At 55.9% G+C, this 16,624-nt stretch carries 19 protein-coding genes and 2 pseudogenes; 11 read left to right on the plus strand and 10 right to left on the minus strand.

Annotated features, from left to right (window positions below; genetic code table 11):
* The first annotated feature begins 19 nt into the window (after positions 1-19).
* Positions 20-667, plus strand: a complete 648-nt coding sequence (locus AB8B33_RS06680) for an SOS response-associated peptidase (protein WP_439014755.1) — start codon at positions 20-22, stop codon at positions 665-667.
* 313 nt (positions 668-980) lie between these two features.
* Here AB8B33_RS06680 and AB8B33_RS06685 read toward each other — a convergent pair whose 3' ends face one another.
* A complete protein-coding gene (locus AB8B33_RS06685; RefSeq protein ID WP_439014756.1) occupies positions 981-2,030 on the minus strand; it encodes a dipeptidase in 1,050 nt (349 codons plus the stop codon).
* An 82-nt stretch (positions 2,031-2,112) separates the two neighbouring features.
* Entirely contained in the window at positions 2,113-2,436 is a 324-nt protein-coding gene (locus tag AB8B33_RS06690; protein WP_439014758.1) for a hypothetical protein, read from the minus strand.
* A gap of 93 nt (positions 2,437-2,529) precedes the next feature.
* On the opposite strand from AB8B33_RS06690, the pseudogene AB8B33_RS06695 reads away from it, so the two are divergent.
* Positions 2,530-3,749 (plus strand): annotated as a pseudogene (locus AB8B33_RS06695) (IS1595 family transposase).
* 1 nt (position 3,750) lies between these two features.
* Here the strand turns inward: AB8B33_RS06695 and AB8B33_RS06700 are convergent.
* Both AB8B33_RS06700 and AB8B33_RS06705 read right to left on the minus strand, forming a co-directional pair.
* The gene (locus tag AB8B33_RS06700; protein ID WP_439014759.1) at positions 3,751-4,113 is read right to left on the minus strand and encodes a type II toxin-antitoxin system RelE/ParE family toxin; all 363 of its coding nucleotides are present in this window, start codon (positions 4,111-4,113) and stop codon (positions 3,751-3,753) included.
* Positions 4,113-4,391: a CopG family ribbon-helix-helix protein gene (locus tag AB8B33_RS06705; RefSeq protein WP_439014760.1), complete on the minus strand. Its 279-nt coding sequence runs from the start codon at positions 4,389-4,391 to the stop codon at positions 4,113-4,115. The genes AB8B33_RS06700 and AB8B33_RS06705 overlap by 1 nt, the downstream gene beginning before the upstream one ends.
* Positions 4,392-4,842: 451 nt before the next feature.
* On the opposite strand from AB8B33_RS06705, the gene AB8B33_RS06710 reads away from it, so the two are divergent.
* The 4 genes from AB8B33_RS06710 (at position 4,843) to AB8B33_RS06725 (ending at position 7,914) form a co-directional block, all read left to right on the plus strand.
* Positions 4,843-5,055 (plus strand): formyltransferase family protein, encoded by a 213-nt coding sequence (locus AB8B33_RS06710; RefSeq protein ID WP_439014761.1) that lies wholly within the window; start codon positions 4,843-4,845, stop codon positions 5,053-5,055.
* A 152-nt stretch (positions 5,056-5,207) separates the two neighbouring features.
* Entirely contained in the window at positions 5,208-6,245 is a 1,038-nt protein-coding gene (locus tag AB8B33_RS06715) for a hypothetical protein (protein WP_439014762.1), read from the plus strand.
* A gap of 12 nt (positions 6,246-6,257) precedes the next feature.
* Positions 6,258-7,040 carry a thermonuclease family protein gene (locus AB8B33_RS06720; protein WP_439014763.1) on the plus strand — a complete coding sequence of 261 codons (783 nt, stop codon included), beginning with the start codon at positions 6,258-6,260 and terminating at the stop codon, positions 7,038-7,040.
* 4 nt (positions 7,041-7,044) lie between these two features.
* Positions 7,045-7,914, plus strand: a complete 870-nt coding sequence (locus tag AB8B33_RS06725; RefSeq protein WP_439014764.1) for a hypothetical protein — start codon at positions 7,045-7,047, stop codon at positions 7,912-7,914.
* Here AB8B33_RS06725 and AB8B33_RS06730 read toward each other — a convergent pair.
* From AB8B33_RS06730 to AB8B33_RS06750, 5 genes are all read right to left on the minus strand, one after another.
* Positions 7,851-8,255: a GNAT family N-acetyltransferase gene (locus tag AB8B33_RS06730; RefSeq protein ID WP_439014765.1), complete on the minus strand. Its 405-nt coding sequence runs from the start codon at positions 8,253-8,255 to the stop codon at positions 7,851-7,853. The genes AB8B33_RS06725 and AB8B33_RS06730 overlap by 64 nt on opposite strands.
* 244 nt (positions 8,256-8,499) lie before the next feature.
* Positions 8,500-9,900: an aspartate--tRNA(Asn) ligase gene (gene aspS / locus AB8B33_RS06735; protein ID WP_439014766.1), complete on the minus strand. Its 1,401-nt coding sequence runs from the start codon at positions 9,898-9,900 to the stop codon at positions 8,500-8,502.
* 350 nt (positions 9,901-10,250) lie between these two features.
* On the minus strand, positions 10,251-10,751 hold the full coding sequence (locus tag AB8B33_RS06740; RefSeq protein WP_439014767.1) for an AAA family ATPase: 501 nt from the start codon (positions 10,749-10,751) through the stop codon (positions 10,251-10,253).
* 415 nt (positions 10,752-11,166) lie between these two features.
* The gene (locus tag AB8B33_RS06745) at positions 11,167-11,499 is read right to left on the minus strand and encodes a hypothetical protein (protein WP_439014768.1); all 333 of its coding nucleotides are present in this window, start codon (positions 11,497-11,499) and stop codon (positions 11,167-11,169) included.
* A 2-nt stretch (positions 11,500-11,501) separates the two neighbouring features.
* Positions 11,502-12,059 carry a serine hydrolase gene (locus AB8B33_RS06750; protein WP_439014769.1) on the minus strand — a complete coding sequence of 186 codons (558 nt, stop codon included), beginning with the start codon at positions 12,057-12,059 and terminating at the stop codon, positions 11,502-11,504.
* On the opposite strand from AB8B33_RS06750, the gene AB8B33_RS06755 reads away from it, so the two are divergent.
* From AB8B33_RS06755 to AB8B33_RS06770, 4 genes and pseudogenes are all read left to right on the plus strand, one after another.
* Entirely contained in the window at positions 12,058-12,618 is a 561-nt protein-coding gene (locus AB8B33_RS06755; RefSeq protein WP_439014770.1) for a nucleotidyltransferase family protein, read from the plus strand. The genes AB8B33_RS06750 and AB8B33_RS06755 overlap by 2 nt on opposite strands.
* 171 nt (positions 12,619-12,789) lie before the next feature.
* Positions 12,790-13,470 (plus strand): phosphotransferase, encoded by a 681-nt coding sequence (locus AB8B33_RS06760; RefSeq protein WP_439014771.1) that lies wholly within the window; start codon positions 12,790-12,792, stop codon positions 13,468-13,470.
* Between the two features lie 180 nt (positions 13,471-13,650).
* Positions 13,651-14,190, plus strand: coding sequence for an AAA family ATPase (locus AB8B33_RS06765; RefSeq protein WP_439014772.1), 540 nt, complete (start codon positions 13,651-13,653; stop codon positions 14,188-14,190).
* Between the two features lie 940 nt (positions 14,191-15,130).
* Positions 15,131-15,388 (plus strand): annotated as a pseudogene (locus AB8B33_RS06770) (efflux transporter periplasmic adaptor subunit); the annotation flags it as partial.
* Between the two features lie 251 nt (positions 15,389-15,639).
* On the opposite strand, the gene AB8B33_RS06775 reads toward AB8B33_RS06770, so the two are convergent.
* Complete coding sequence (locus AB8B33_RS06775) at positions 15,640-15,855, minus strand: abortive infection family protein (RefSeq protein WP_439014773.1); 216 nt, start codon at positions 15,853-15,855, stop codon at positions 15,640-15,642.
* A gap of 198 nt (positions 15,856-16,053) precedes the next feature.
* Here AB8B33_RS06775 and AB8B33_RS06780 point away from each other — a divergent pair, with 198 nt between their 5' ends.
* On the plus strand, positions 16,054-16,293 hold the full coding sequence (locus AB8B33_RS06780; protein ID WP_439014774.1) for a hypothetical protein: 240 nt from the start codon (positions 16,054-16,056) through the stop codon (positions 16,291-16,293).
* Positions 16,294-16,624: the final 331 nt, after the last annotated feature.

A 16,624-nucleotide genomic window follows, 5' to 3' on the forward strand; every position in this document is an offset into this window, starting at 1 on the left:
CTGCCGAAAGGTCTGTCGAATGTGCAACCTCTACACAGTCCGCAAAACCGCCGCCGAGGTGGCCGAGTATTTTCGAGTGCCGAACCCGATACAGTCGAACGCTGGGCCAGAGGTTTATCCGGGAACGCCGGGCACGGTGATCATCGAGAATGGCGGCGTGCGAGAGATGCGCTCGATGACGTGGGGCTTTCCGCTACGCCTGAAGGATATGAAACCCGACGCAAAGCCGAAGCCAGTCAACAACATCGCTGATTTGAAGAAGTATATGTGGGTTGGGCTGGCCAGCAAGCCACAATGGCGATGCCTGATCCCGTTGACTGGCTTCGCGGAAGCGGAGGGTGTGAAAGGACGCATGACCAGAACCTGGTTCAGCATGAAAGACGAACCAATTTTTGCATGGGGTGGCTTGTGGCGAATTAGTGACGAGTGGGGGCCGGTTTATTCCGGCGCTATGACTGATGCCAACGAGGCGGTCGCACCCGTCCATAACCGCATGCCCGTGCTCCTACATCCTGACGAATATGACCTGTGGATGCATGGGAGTCTCGGCGATCTCGTCGCGTTGCAGCAGCGCAAATATCCGGCTGAGTCGATCCTCATGGAGAGGACGAACGATCTCTGGGTAGCCAAGAAGCAAGCCGTGTCGGAAACTCCTACTCTCCTATAGGTCCGCCTCCGGCCGCATTTACGATTTTTGCTATCTCCGGCTTAGGTCGCCGTCTTTAGATATGGCAGTGAGCGCCATGGACCCGGCCGGAAATCTCCGAAGTGACATTCAGCAAGCCTTGCAATGCCAGAGGTTGACGACCTGGCAGCGCGGCTTCCCGACGGACATCCATTCGCGGCTTGAGCGGTCGCAAGGGCAGGCGCGCCTGTCGGACAAGCAGTGGAAGAAGCTCTCCGAAATCTTCGGGCGACAGAGCTACCGTCACCGAAAATATCTGGGGGTGCGTTCCTCAGCGCTAACGAAGCACGGAGCATCACTTCCAAGTGAGGCTAAACACCCTAAGCCAGTTCTCACAGGCGAATTTCGATATCGTTTGCCGACCAAATCCGGCTCTACCCATAGCCTTGAACAGGTGCGGCACTCCACTGACATCCTTAATCTGGCTCGGCACCGTGGTGCCGTCAAAATCTGATCCAAGCGCTACCCGGTCCTCACCAACGCGGTTGATGAGATACTCGATGTGGCGAACGACGGTATCGAGAGAAGTGTTTGCATCGAGATGCGCGTCCGCCCGGATGTCATAGACCGCGAGGTTGAAACCTATGACGCCGTCCGTATCCCGTATGGCATCAAGTTGTCGGTCGGTCAGGTTTCTTGTGGATTGGCTGATAGCGTGGGCACAGGCGTGTGTTGCAACGAGCGGGGCGTTACTCAATGATGCAACATCCCAAAAGCCTTCCTCGTTCATATGGGCTAGATCGACCATGATGCCAAGGTTATTGCAAACCTTGACGAGTTCTTTCCCAAGAGGCGTCAGTCCAGGGCCTATATTCGGTGATCGCGGAAATGCGAATTGGACGCCATGGCCGAAAATATTCGGACGGCTCCATACAGGTCCTAAGGATCGCAGGCCGGCCTGATACAACGTGTGCAGGTATTCGAATTCCGCGTCGACCGCTTCCGCTCCTTCCATGTGCAGGACTACAGAGAACTGTCCTTGAGACCTGGCAGTTATAATTTCGTCAACAGTCGTTGCGAAGCGCATTTTCGCGGTGGATCGCTCGACTACGGCCCTCAATGCCGAAAGCTGCCTACCAATCTGAGGTCTGGCAGCCGACAGCGGGAAGCTCTCTGGATAGATCACTTCATACCCATCGTCGGTCTTAATAACACTGCCCTCGGGTGCATGTTCAGGCTTCGCCATAAGCGCGAACAGTCCGCCGATCATCCCACCCTCAATGGCGCGAGGCAGATCGAGATGTCCAGTGTCAGACCTTACAAGGAAGTCTCGACCGGGAGACCGGTATTCCGCCAAGAACTGAACCGCATCGTTGTGGCCATCGAAGAACTGAATGTCGGTCATCATGCCCCCATGATCGTTGGGAATATGAATAGGAGGATTTGACAACGGAATTATTTCTATGAAAGGCGATGTCCGCACCTCGTCAATGTGTGAGGAAAACACCGCTCACGATCAAGATGACCATTCTCCGAATGAACCAGAAATATCGACCAGTGGCGCTATAGTCGACCATGGATATGATCGCGTCGTTATGTCCATCGAATCCGTTCGCCGACAAACTCTCTGGCTGGCTGAAGACCGAGGCCGGGAGAACGCGCAAGCAGCAGTTCAGGCGATCGAGCACCATCGCCGGAAAGCGGCTTGGCATCGCATTTTTGGCGTCGAACAACGGCACTTCCTTTCGCGCCATCAACGAGGCCATTCGAGAACATCGCATCGACGCGGCTGCAGTCGTGTTGATCAGCAATACGGCTTATCCCTCTAGCTCCGGTTTAACCATATCTTGAGGTTCTGGCGGCTGACGCTCGCCAAGGCGCACGCCCTGGTTTAGTTGAGGCGCATGGCCCACCAGTCTGTCTTCAGATGGCGATACGACCGCCCCCTTTCGCTGGAGCGGTTCCAACTGCAATTTCCGGACGACCACTCCTGCGCGGCGTACCTGGCGAAGAAGCGCTGGCCCGACGGGTTCGTCTGCCCGCACTGCGGATCGCGAACGGGCTGGAAGCTGCGGTCGAAGCCGTGGGTCTGGGAATGCGGTGGCGACAAGGCCGACGAACATGGCGAGCTGATCCCGTGCCGCAAACAGACCTCGGTCATCGCTGGCACCATCATGCACAAGACACACCTGCCGCTGCGGCAGTGGTTCCTGGCCGCGCACCTGGTGACGACGCACTCGAACGGCATTTCGGCCCTTCAGCTCCAGGCCAAGCTGGGCATCGGCTCTTACAAGACGGCGTGGCTCCTCCTCCACAAGCTGCGCCGTGCTATGGTCAATCCCGACCGAGAGAAGCTGGGCGGCTACGACGAGGTCGTGGAGATCGACGAGACAAGCATTCCATTCCGGACAAAGGACGAGCCTGTCGGTGGCGGACAAGGCCGCAGCCCCATCGGCAAGCTCAACGTGATCGGTGCGGTGGAATGGCGCGACGAGGGAAGGTCGGGCCGCATTCGGCTTGAGCCGATCCGCAGCAACGGCAAGGAATCCCTGCATCCTTTCGTCCTGCGCAACACCGCTCCCCACACGACGATCTTCACCGACGGCAACCAAGCCTACCAGGGAATCCCGGACCGCAAGCACGCCTCCAAGGTCGTGGGCAAGCTTCCCGCTCACCTCTGGTTCAAGCGCATACACCGTGTCTTCTCGCTGTTGAAGCGGTGGATGATGGGCGTCTACCACGCGTCCGCCGCCGTCACCGCGACATCTACCTCCAGGAGTTCGTCTTCCGATGGAACCGGCGGCGGCAATATCGCGCGGCGTTCGACAGTCTCGTCGCCATCGGCAATGAGGTCGGTCACGCCAGTCTCCGCGACATCGTCGGTAGGCCTCCGGTCCTCAAGACCCTCATGGAACAGGTGCGGGACGGGACGGATGTGGATCGCCGACAGGCTTACCTGGAGGCCCTCGCCAAGGGCGTTCCCAAAGTGTACGCGCGGCGACTGCTCGATTCCGAGTATGTCGCGCCGGAACCTCGTATCTATCGGCGCAACGTTCCGCCGCGCCCTGTCTTGGCCAGATCACGGTCGGCATTCGTGTTCGCTCCATATCCACTAGGCCTGTAAGTCAGAACCCTGGCTTCGCGCCGCCGGTATACGTCTCTTTTTTGTCGTCTTCATCATCATTGTCGTCTGCAACGCTCAGCTCGGCTGGCGCGTATGCCTCCTTCTGCCGTGCGTCCCTGATCGCCGCAATCTCGACCATGCCGTTGCGTTCGCGAATGGTGAGTACCAAAGGAGGCATGCTCACCTTTCGCGTCCCTTCCAGAATTCCTTTTTCAGTCATCTGCGGAAATGATGAAAGGAGGCCTTTCTGCCTCTCCAGACGTTCAATGAGCTTTCTGGCGGCGGCAGGGTTCACCCCCGCAAGTTCGGCAACCTTGCTCAGGAACCAGCGCTCCGCGCTTTTGGATAAACGAACAGGAGGCATCAACCGACCAGCTTACCGCGTCGATATTCGGCGGCATCGACGATTGTCCGGGCCTTCTCAAGCACGTCCTCAAGATCGACGCTTTCCCCGCGATCCAGTTCATCGATGCCTTGAGCATCTCGGAGAATTTCAGCCCCTTCACCTGCCAGGTATTGACTGAGCGCCTTCTGCATCACCCAAGTACGATCTCGGTCCAGAATCGCGGCGATCCGGTCAAATTCCGCAACCAAAGGTGCCGGCAGCCTCAGGGATACTTGAGCTTTTTCGGTATGCAGCATGGTCGATGGCTCCGTATTTCGACGAAATACACTGTAACCCACTCATGGCGAAAGTCAATCTTCATTGGGCTTTGCGGCGTGGAGGGAATCGCATAAGCCCTTGATTAATTGAAGTTTAGATGAATTTTATGGATCATCAATATCTAGTGGCTCCGGAACTAACGGGATAAGCCGTTCAGCAATAAAGCTTCATCCTCAGCGCTTGGTTATTCCGAGGCCAACGGTATCCCCTCATTCCACATCCCGACAAAGGGCATGGAGACATGGGCAGATCAGCGGCTTAGGGAACACTCATCAAGTACGGGGCTGAACTCGTTATTTTGTCTGGCTATCTCAGGAAACTCGGACCCCTCACGCTGGAAGCTTTTGATCGACGGATTCTGAATGTCCACCCGGGGCTTCTACCGAAATATGGCGGCTTGGGATGTACGGGCGAAGGGTACATCAAGCTGTGCTCGACAACGGAGAGACCGAAACGGGAGCTACCATCCATCTCGTCGATGGAGAATACGACCATGGTCGAACCATTGCCACTGAAGCTGTTCGGATCGATCCATCGGACGATGTGGTCTCGCTGGAACGACGGGTGATGAAAGCCGAATGCGGCCTCTTCATCGACGTTATCCGTCGCATCACTGCGGGCGATCTACGCCTGCCACTATAGGCTGGAAGTCTGCTTTGGGCTGAATGCCGCCATGATCTTCGATTGTCACGTCTTTCAACTCGATATTTGCGTGCAATTTAACCGAAGTATTTCACAATTCATCCTCAGGTTGATGCGATAGAAGCATCTTTCAGCGCGGATACGACGACTTCATGCAGTACCAACTTCTTAGTCTCGTAGGCCCGGCCTACGCCGTCGGCTTCCTGGCACTGTGTTTCTGGTGGCGTTGGTGGTTGCTTGTGCCCGCCGGGCTCCTGGCGGCTGTTCTGGCCAAAATCGAATTTGCGAGTGTCAACGCCTCGGACGGGGCAGGCGCAGCATTTGGGATCATCCTCGTCGTCTTCGTGATGATTGGTGCTGCCAGCGGTTTCGCTGCAAGCGGAATTGTGCTCATCGGCCGCACGGCTCAATTGCAGGCGCTGCGGGCCGTATTCGTGCTTCCTGTCGTTTTCATCTTAGGCTTCGGAAGTTATTTCGTCGTCACCTGGACCCAGCAGAAAACCAGGGAGGCTCGCTATAGGCCGCCCGCTGCCGCATGCCTCGACAACCTGCATCCAGCTCGGATCGCCGATGTCGACATCGCGATTCCAGTCGCGCCTGGTATCTTTCTCTACGGCGAGGGAATGAACAGCGACCATTACCTTCTTTGGAGCAATCCAGATGCACGCGCCTTCTGTGGCGAGGCAGATGGAGGCAACGCGACGTTGAAGTCGGTAGTCTTCATCCTGGATGGCATTCCGGCGCGGAGAGAGATGGAAACCAAACGACCGTTCTGTTCGCGCCCGCGCCCTGAATATCCCTGGGCGCAGATGGCCTGTCACCTAATTTCCACGGAACTTATTCCCGACAAGCCCGTCGAAATGACAGTTTCCGTCAAGGCCCCGGGCTTTGATCCCTCGGTCCGCGAACGGAAGGCTATGTTGAAGAACCAGCCCACCCTGGCTTCCGACGGCCTTAGAACCTATCGCTCACAAAATGACCTGTATCTGCAGCGGCCGGACGGATATTTCGCCCAATGCCGGGACTATCGTTCCAAAAGCCAACCTTGGCTCCGCTGCACGGCAACAGAGGAGCTAACAGATAAGCTCGCCATATCGTACAACTTCAGAAGCACTGCGGAGCTTTTCATAACGCAGTCAGCGACCGTCGCAGCCAATGCCCGAGCGATCTTCAATTCCCTAAAACCTTGAAAGCTCGCTCCAATGGACCCGGCTGGCAACCTCCGAAACGATATCGAAACAGCACTACTTCGCCAGAACCTAACGGCTTGGCAGCGAACCTTTCTGACCGACATCCACGCTCGTCTCGAACGATCCGGTGGACGGGCTAGCCTTTCCGATAAACAGTGGCGGAAGATTTTCGAAATTCTCGGGCGACAGAACAGCGTGATTACGCAGCCGCCGACTATTATCAGCGGCTATTCAACTCGCCATCGGGCAAGGAAATCATTCAGGCTCCCTTTGGGCCGCACCGGCAGACGGTTGAAGTGGCGTCTCGAACGCCTGGTCCTGGGACTTCTGATCGTCGCAGCTGTGGCCATCGCCCAGCAGATATTCGAATTCGGATCAGGACAATTTCAGTCAGCTCCGGCGACGACGCTTGCGTCGCAGACACAGGAATTTACGGTGACCGATGGAGACACTGTTCACGTTGTTGGCGAGGCGGCAGGTACCCGGTTGGTTGGCTTTAATACACCGGAGAAGTTTTCGCCCGAATGCGAGTACGAACGCCAGCAAGGCGAGCGGGCCTCGGCACGGCTTCGGGAACTGGTCGCCCATGGCAGCGTCCAGCTGACAAAGGTCGCCTGCGCATGTGCGCCAGGCACGCAGGGGAGGGCGAAATGCAACCACGGGCGCTATTGCGGCACGCTAACCGTCGACGGGAAGGACGTCGGCAGCATTCTCATCAGTGAAGGCCTTGCTGTGCCATTCGTCTGCGGCAGAACGAGTTGCCCGCCGACGCCCCGGCCATGGTGCACGGGATGACGCAATGAACGGACCTTCTCGCAACGCAAATGGCTTGTTAACGCTTGTCCGCACGTTGATCCGCTTCGTCTTAAGCTTCGTTTTCTGGGCGATCCTCCTTATATTTGCGGCCATCGTCCTCGTGCCAATGTTACTGATGGCGGGCAAGGCTCCTCCGACCCTAGTGCTGCCGACCAACGAGACGAGAGAGCAAATCTACAACCTGGCATGCAGCAAGGGACTTTCCGGCGGATCGCATGCTGAACGCGAGTTGATATCGCGGCGACGTTCTCTCGTTGAGATGAGCCATCCAATTCGGGTGGTCCTGGCGTCGCAACCTTATGATATTCCTTGGGGCTACTTCGCTAGTAGACCAAATCCGACGAGCTTCAACTGCCCGCCACAAAAACAAGCAAACCTCCAATATTGGATACCCAGCCTCGACATGCCCGAGGGAGAGATCAGCTTTAGCGGAACTACAAACAGACCAAAGGAACGTGCCAGGCCTAACCCGAGACCTGACGAGTCGGTTGTGCACGCTTTATGGATCGTTGGGTACGACGATGATCGTTCGCACGGGCGAAGAACGATTGAATGGCTAAAGGAGGCAAGACAGCTCGATGGTCGTGCCCCAGGGAGTATCGAGGAGCACGGGCTTTGGCATACCCTGGTTCCCAAAGGCAGCTTGCAGATGACCTATTGGTATAAATTCGGTCCTGGGGAGGATGTTGTGATCGAATGTTATGCCCCATTCCAGAGATGTGAGGGGAATGTCGACTTGAAGGATTTGCGAATGTACGCGCGGCTGATCTTCGATAAGGATGCCATCCCTCAGCACGAAGTCATTGTCGACGGACTTCGCACCCTTCTATCCCGCTGGCGGACGTCGCGCTGATCACGAAAGGACGAATTGCAATGGGTGCAAATTCGACGCGAAATGGGAAACAAATGCTTCAGGAGGCAGGCGCAGGCCTCGGCGAGCAAAGTTGAGCCGATCCCATTCCCTTCAAAATCGGGAACCACAAAAAGCGCCCAAATGTTTCCGTCGCGTGGGGCAGCTGCGGAAAAGCCAACTATCTCGCCGTCCTCTTCCCAAACGGCGACTCCCGGATTGGCTATATACCAATCGTAATCATCATCGGTGATCTTTGTGGGGTCGCTCAAGATGTTTTCGACGACAGACGAACGGACAGCTTTCAGCGCCGGGACGTCAGTCAGGATCGCTTTTCGGACCATGCAACGATCTCTCGATATCTTGGACGTTTTGCAGAATGCATCGTTGTGGCGGCCGGTTCAATGATCGCTCTCAGTGCGAGTGGACGCGGACCCATGACTGCCTTTTGCCCAAATCGGTCATCGCGTATTGGCGCGTTCCCGCCGAGTACATGCTCGACGGGAATATTTGCTCCAAGCGCGGGCAATGCAGATACGAGAGGCGATAAGCAGATATTTCACGCTTATGAATGCCCCGTTATCAAAGTCAGGGGCGTAGCCGTTTTGGGGTACGGCTGAGCAGAGTTACTTCTCTGATGCTATCGGTCTTTAATAGTCGCATCAGTACGCGGGCCAGCCCGACACCCATTCCGCCATGTGGCGGGCATCCATAACGAAAGAATTCCAGGTAGTCCGAGAGTGCATCAAGGTTGTAGCCGCGCTCAGATGCTTGAGCTACGAGGCGGTCGTACCGATGTTCTCGTTGAGCACCTGTTGTGATCTCCATTCCTCGCCATAATAAATCGAAACCTTTCGTGAGATGAGGCTCGTCGTCTCGACGCATATGATAAAAAGCACGCCCTTTGGCAGGATAGTCGGTGATAAAAAGAAACTCGTGGCCCGTTTTTGCCGCCATCCATTCTGAGAGTAGGCGTTCTCCCTCAGCGTCGAGGTCGTGGGATTTTTGTAGGTCATGGCCCAATGTGCCGAGGGTCTCACGCGCCTGTTCGAAGGTGATTTTCGGGAAGGGAAGTTTCGGCGGTGATATTTCGACGTCGAACAGCTCCTTGATGGCCGTGCCGTGAGCCTTGGCTACAGCACTCACGGAATGCGCTAGCCACCGCTCCTCCAAGTCCATTAAGTCGTAGTGGTCATCGATCCACGCAACCTCCATGTCGATTGAGGTGAATTCGGTTTCATGACGGGAGGTGAAGGACGGTTCCGCACGGAATGCGGGCCCAATCTCGAATACCCGTTCCATGCCTCCGGCAATCGCCATCTGCTTGTAGAATTGAGGTGATTGGGCGAGAAAAGCTGTGGTGCCGAAATACTTTACGGCGAAAACCTCCGATCCGGATTCACTGAACGTCCCCATGAGCTTCGGTGAATGAAGCTCTCGGAAACCGTTCTCGCTCCAGAACGAACGCATCGCTTCTTCAAGGGTCGTCTGGACAGAGAAAACGAGTTGCTGTCTTGGATATCTCAGACTGACCTGCCGATGGTCAATCAACTTGTCGAGACTCGACTCTTCGTCAATTGGCGAGCGAGCGTCAGCGAGCCCGCAGATGTCGGCGGTTTCAAGGCTAACTTCCAGGCCACCAAGTTTCACGCCGGGAGCCGAGGTTACCAGACCAGTGATGGCAACCGCGCTTTCCGGAGTGAGAGCATCGAGAATAGCGGTGAGCGGAAGACTGTCTTTGCTGTGGGTAAGCTGAACTTTTCCTGTGTGATCCCGGAGGACGATGAAGCGCATTCGCTTTTGATCGCGGATGGCCTCTGCAAAGCCGCAGAGCCTGACGCGTTGGCCTACGAGCATAGGCAGCTGAGCAATTACAGATCGTTTTAAGGGTGATTTTTCAAGCATGACTTTCTCCTGAAACGGAAACCGGATCAGAGAAGCCAGCCAAACCACAAGCCCTTCCGAAACCGGCAGGGCTGTGGTGATCAATGAGCTACGCTAAAAGGCGCACACAATGTCCACGACCCCGAAGGGGCCGTTATTATTGATCGTGTTCTTCGACAACGTGCTCATACGGTCATCTGGACACAGGACACTACGAAAGTAAACCCGCAAAAATCATGAGGGTGTTTGGTGCGAGAATGACCGGTTTTGGTAAGGTGAACTGCGTCACAGGAATGCTGGCGGTGCAGCGCGGTCATCATTGCTCACTGCCCACCAGAACGGTTTTGAAGCCAGTGAGAAAGCGGTTCTCGTCGCGGCTTCGACGCCGCCGGCGTTATCTCGTCGTCGACCCACCGATCAGGATGGACGTTGCATTTCGGTGCATGTTTTCGGAACTAAACATGCCCCCGCCGCAATTCGCGAAGGACAAGTTCAACTCCCTGTTCCAGCGTCAGATTTGATGTGTCGAGAATTTTGCATCCATATGCCGACGCTTCATTCCGTAGGAAAGCCGCCCAGTTCATCATATCTGGGTTTGCCAACTCAGGTTGGCCTCGATCAATCGAAAGCCGTCTGGTTCTAGTCTCGTCGTCGCAATCAATGAGAATGCAGGCGTAGGGGATGATTCCCGCGCGTTCGGCCGCTTCCACCAGAAAGGCAAATAGAACGCTGCGGCCCTGTTCGACTAGTGGCGATAGCCGAGCCATCCATTCGAAAGTGGCAGCTCTCTGCCATCCTTCGACGGAGCCGAATTTATCAATCATGTCTTGTACAGGCGGTACGCCGATGCGGTCCTTGTAAAAGACGTCGATCTCGTGGCCATGCAGGCGTTCAATCGCTTCGGCAATGGTTGTTTTCCCGGCTCCTGATGCGCCGGTCAGAATTACGAGTGGCATGATTATTTCCTCAATCGCAGCCAGCAAAAAGCATCCGCAAGGCGGGCTGGCTAAACGTACCCAGGTGCGATGCACCTGCTTCGAGCCCCTTCAGCAAGGGTAAGTGCCGTTAGGCGTCGAAGAAGGCCGTGGCGATGTTGAGGATGATAGTCTTCATGGTGCGGAGGCTATCTTACAACCAAAGTTAGTGCAATCCGGTCGTCGCTGTTTCGTCGAGACCTTTGTCATTGGTCGGGGCAATGTTGCAGGGATGGTGTGAAGGGGAGACGAATGTCGCGGCTGGTAGGACTGATCGGCATGTCGGTGTTTGTTGGCCTAGCCAGCGCGACGATGGCTTGTTATGCAGCGTCATCCCCTTATTAGGTAGCAGTCAACAACATTTCAGTTATCAGAGCGAGTACAGAGACGGTGATTTTCAGGTGTCTGTCAGACTGGGCAGGAATACATTGTACAACAGCGCGGCGGGTGCCCTCCACTGATCTGGGGAATTGTAATTGCCGGCGGTGATGGCGAGGACAAAGTCAAAGCCTGGGAAGATGAACAGCCGCTGCCCACCATTGCCGAGGGCAGCGATGAAACGCTCGCCATAGGTTCCTGTCTTGTCTGGTACAGCTTCCTCGCCGAGATACCAGAGATAACCGTAATGCATTCCCGGCCAACCGATATCAACGATGGCGGCAGGTTGGAAACTTTCATCGAGCCACGATTTTGGAATGACACTGCGGCCTTGCCATTCGCCGCCCTGCAAGATCACCTGCCCGATGCGGGCCAGTGAGCGAGGCGACAGCCGTAGCCCCGATGCAGCCGACGGCTCGCCGTCTTGGCCCCGAATCCATTCCATGGCGTCAATGCCGAGGGGATCAAACAGCACCTCTTTCGCGAAGTCCGGCAAACTCCGGCTGGTCCCTCGCGCTCAATGATCTTGCCAACCAGCGCAACCGCCCCGCCACTGTAAATCCAGCCCCTTCCCGGTTTGGCAAGGATCGGGCGATCCAAGATGAAGCGATAGCGGTCGGGCGCTTGCTCCATGGCGATCTCGCTATTGGCAGGATCGGTATAGGGGGCGTTTTCGTTCCATTCCATGGCCAGCGTCATGGTCAGTGCATGGCGAATGGTGATGCGCTCGCGTTCAGGATCACGGCCAAGATCAGCATATTCGGGAAACTGCGCGACGATCGGCGTGTCAAGCGCCGGCACGCGCCCTTCGGCAAGAGCTATACCATTGGGAGTCCAGTCAGTGCGCCGACCAAGTTGACACACCATCAAATCGATCAGAACATTGGGCGAACATAGGGGCGATGGAATCATGTCAATTTCTGAACAACAGTTTGTCGAACAGATAAAGAGAAACGAGACAAACCGTTGGCTTCTGGAAGTTCTTCCCGATCTGGGACTGCCTCAGGGTAATCTGACCGCAGGCTGTTTATTTCAAACCGTATGGAATCTCAGAAGTGGGAACGAGCCAGATTGGGCCATCAAAGACTATGACGTTTTCTACTTCGATGCCAACGACCTGTCGTGGGAAGCGGAAGACGCTGTAATTCAAAAAGCCAGAGATATGCTCGGCGATCTCGCGGACAAAATTGAAATCAGGAACCAGGCCCGTGTTCACCTATGGTATCAACAGAAATTCGGTTCCCCTTGTCCGCCGCTGACGCGAGTTGAAGACGGGATTGACCGCTATCTGATCGCCTGTACGCAATTCGGGATCGACATCAAAAGTGGCGAGGTCTATGCCCCGGATGGGTTCGACGATATGCGGAATGGCATTCTGCGCATCAATCCGAACAACCCTCAACCGGACCTATTTCTAAGGAAATGTCAGGACTACAAGACTAGATGGCCATGGCTTTTAGTGGCTCTTTGATCCTGGGTTTTGGCAGATGTCGAGCTTTGTGGCACTTGCTCCATAATGCCGCAACATAGGGACACCTGTCGGGAAACCAAAGTATCTCCCTTTGGTGGAAATATGCCAAGCTGTCAACGTTGACGTGCTCGCTCCACGACGGGGCGACAATGTGGAGGTCGAGTCGGGCTGATGGAAAGCGAAATTCCCTTGAACGGTGGCCGTGTGACCAAAGATGTCGTGCGTGTCGGCGATACTGTTCGACGTCCGCCGACGTTCAACTCGCCATTCGTCCACAAACTTCTGGAGCACCTTGCGGCTTCGGGTTTTGATGCTGCTCCGCGCTCAAGCGGTTGTGACGAATTCGGGCGCGACATTTTCACGTACATCGACGGTGACGTGCCAAGGGACCTGTCCTGGCACGGTGACGATGTCCTGATCGGAGCCGCGCGGTTGATACGCCGATATCACGATGCGACGGAGGGCCTTGTTGCATCGCTCCCTGCGCGTGCGGTTGGACTTGAAGTGGTTTGCCATAACGACTTGTCCCCCTGCAATTTCGTGTTTGGTTCGGGACAGCCGCTGGCAATCATTGACTTCGACAGCGCAGCACCTGGACCTCGCCTGCACGATCTGGGCTACGCGGCATGGATGTGGCTCGATCTCGGTGATGACGATATCGAGCCTGATCTGCAACGACGCCGGTTGACCATGTTCTGCGGGGCCTATGATGAAAGTGTGGATTTGCCGCGTGTTGTCGATTTTATCTTGCTTCGCCAACGGATTCTCATTGCTCAAGGGCGACGCGTTGGTGATGCGGCTATGGAACGCTGGGCGGACGATTGCCTCCAATGGACCATCAGGAACCTCTAAATGCATTCGGCCCATCGGACGCCAATAGCGGTACGGGCCAGTAACGGCTACCGGAAACGTCTGGTCGAGCACATATGTCCGTGCGAAGCAGGCGATTTCGTCAATTTGGATTTGCACCGACAGATAAATTCCCGTTAAAATTATCGAAATCGATATCACCGCGAATGTTCGGGAGGCGCAATGGATTCTACCAACGCATCAACCGCCTTCGAGCGGGTGCTCATCATGGGAAACGGCGGCTCCGGCAAAACATGGCTCGCCCGCCGGATCGGCGAACGGCTTCACCATCCTATCATCCACCTCGACGATATCCATTGGGAGCCGGGTCGGTACGGGATTGCTCGCGACAGGACGCTGAGAGACGAGATGGTCACGGCAGCAGCTGCCGAGGATCGTTGGATCATGGAAGGGGTGTACGGCCAGTTGGTGAACATGGTCCTCAGGCGCGCGACCGCGTTGATCTGGATTGATTTGCCCGAAGAAGCTTGCATCGCCAATGTCACGGAAAGAGGCATCCAGGGCGGCGAGACCCAGACGCAGTTTATCGGCCTTCTCAAATGGGTGGCGGAATACCGGACACGGACCAACAACTGGAACTCATTCGAGGCGCATGCGAAGTTGTATTCGGCTTTTCCGGGCGCGAAGTGGGTGCTGTCGGATCGTGCAGCCGTCACCCTGTTTGCCGACCGTCTGCTCCTCGCCAGAGAAGATCGCCAATGAGTGCCAGCCACTAACGCAAATCTAGAGTCGCCAAAAATTTCGCGGCGACCAATTTCTTGGCATGAGCGCAGGCTGCCAGAGCACACGGCACACCCGCCTTATTCGCGAAGGGCGGATGTTCAAGCTACTTTGACGTTGCGTTAAGCTGTGGGAGCGAGAGTAGGATAAAAGATGGGGACCTAGCGAGCCAGTGTATTCTGATTTTTCGATGCCGCCATTTCTCGTAACGCCTCTGTTGGCTCTCTCGTTCGCCGCATTTTGTATTTCGGTTTTTATCGCATATCGAGATAGGTCGCGGGGAAACCGTGGGAATGAGCTGGTGATTGTTCCAGGTATATTGGCGGTTGCTTTTTTTGGAGTGAGACTGCTTCTCAACTGCTTCTGGGCAAATAGGTGCTCTATCGCGGCGGTTTGGCCGCAAGTCGACGTCTCCTCGGTGCACAATGGGTGGATCGAGTTCGCCGCGATAGTCGGCGCTTTGGGCGTGATGATGGTATACGGCATGCTTATTGCTGTGAGTTACGTCTTGCCGCCCATTCTATTTGCTTTCGTCATCGGCAGCGTCGTCGGCCGATCAATATGGTTATTTCGATGCTGGTCCCTGCCGATTTCATCTCGCGATAGCGATCAAATATCACGGGATAGAAGACCGGGGACCAAGCTACCATTCGGAAAAAAGAAATAGCTGGGTTCTCGCATGCCGGGTGCCGTTTCACATATTTCATACGCATCTGGCGCATGGTTGCCATCGCGCTTCGGAAAAATCTTTGGCACGCGCAATACCCCGACAACCGACGCGACACGGAAGAAGGATTCTTCCCGGGCTAGAAGGGTCGGGCCAGGAGGCCGGTGACATTGAGGTCCAAAGGGTTCTTCGTGACTAGGTAATAAGGCCCCGACTCTAAGCCCTGGCGCTGCTGGCAAGGAGACCCGAGGTGAAGGCAGGGTCGAAAGCGTTTTGCAAGCGATGGCGAGCGGACAGACAAGGGTTTCCGGAAACGCCGTCGCGCCAGAAGCGATCCAGAGCGCCCCCGTGGTCGTGCGGATCAAGCTCGACGACGCCGATTTCGCCACAAGGCTCCCTGCGGGAAGCACAGGCACGGCGGCAATCTTCACGGACCATGTCAAGGCAGCCCATGTGATCCGCAAAGTGCTGCTGCGCCAGGTCGCCATCACCAACTACATCAACCCATTCTAAAGCGGAGCGAAGAGGATGAGGTCACTCCTTCGGATCATTGCGAACTGCACCAGCACGACGGCATTCCTCCACGTTGCGAGCATTCAGGCTCAGGAAGTGTGTTCCCTAAGCCGATGCCGCCCTTCGGCGGATCAATATCCGAGCGGGCGTCAGGCTCCACGGGAGGCAGGTCGAAGCTTCTGGTCATGAATTATGCTAGCCTGAAGGGGTTTGACAAGGGTATCTGAAATGCAAGAATGGCGTCGTCACGGCTAATCCTTGAACTGCCGGCCATCGGCTGCTTTGTTGTAGCGAAGAATAGCAGTCACACTGTCAAAGATGAACCTCGCTTCGTCGGGATCGATCAGGTCAGGATTGTCGTGTGCTAGCGACTTGTTGTTGCGGATTTCGTTCATAGCCTCGAAAACGCTGATCGAACTCTTGATGATCCGTTCTGACATCTGCGAAAGATTGCGCTGCGCTCTCATGTTGAGCGCCTGCCGAGGCCAGTGCCCAGTCGTTGCAGTAGAATTCCATCATCGCCCTTCAGGGGACTTCACGGAGGCAGTGCCTCAGGGCGCAGTTTAATTGAACGTACCTCCTCTTATTCCCTCGAAATGTGATTTCTTGTGAGAGCATCGCACATGCTGTGCACACGTGGGCTCCGATAAGAGGAATATGTCACCATGGCCGACGAACCACTTAGCAATGCCGATCATCACCGAGCCGTCACCGTCGACCGCCGAAGCGTCTTGCTCGGCGGCAGCGCGTTTGCAGCCACGCTCGCATTCAGCGCAGGTGGCCAGGCTCGGGCCCAATCATCCGTTTCACGGAGAGGACAGGGCAAGCCCAACATTCTGTTTATGCTTGCGGACAACCTCGGTTACGGCACGCCGTCGTGCTACAATGGAGGTGTCTTCCCGTAAAGTGGGAATATGGACTCGGCTAGAATAATGTTTCGCGCCAAATGCGCCAATGCAGGAGAATTTTCGGATTTGAATGCGTAGCGTTTTTCACGCAGAAGGGTCGCGAAGGCACGGTTCCCGGCATATCGTTAAACCGGTTCGCATGCATTGTGCAGATAGTGAGTTCATAAGAGTGCTCGCCGCGCAGATCGCCACAGTGAGGGTAGAAGTCCGGAAGGCGAATGAAGCAGCAGCAATGCTGGTGAGCCAGCGATGGCTCGTATCGTAACCGCGTTCGTACGGTGGCGGTGCGTGCGTAATCGGAAGACGAGAGCCGCCAAGCGGTGGCCCA

The organism is Rhizobium sp. 768_B6_N1_8, assembly GCF_051811225.1.
In the GTDB taxonomy this organism is placed as follows: Bacteria; Pseudomonadota; Alphaproteobacteria; order Rhizobiales; family Rhizobiaceae; genus Rhizobium.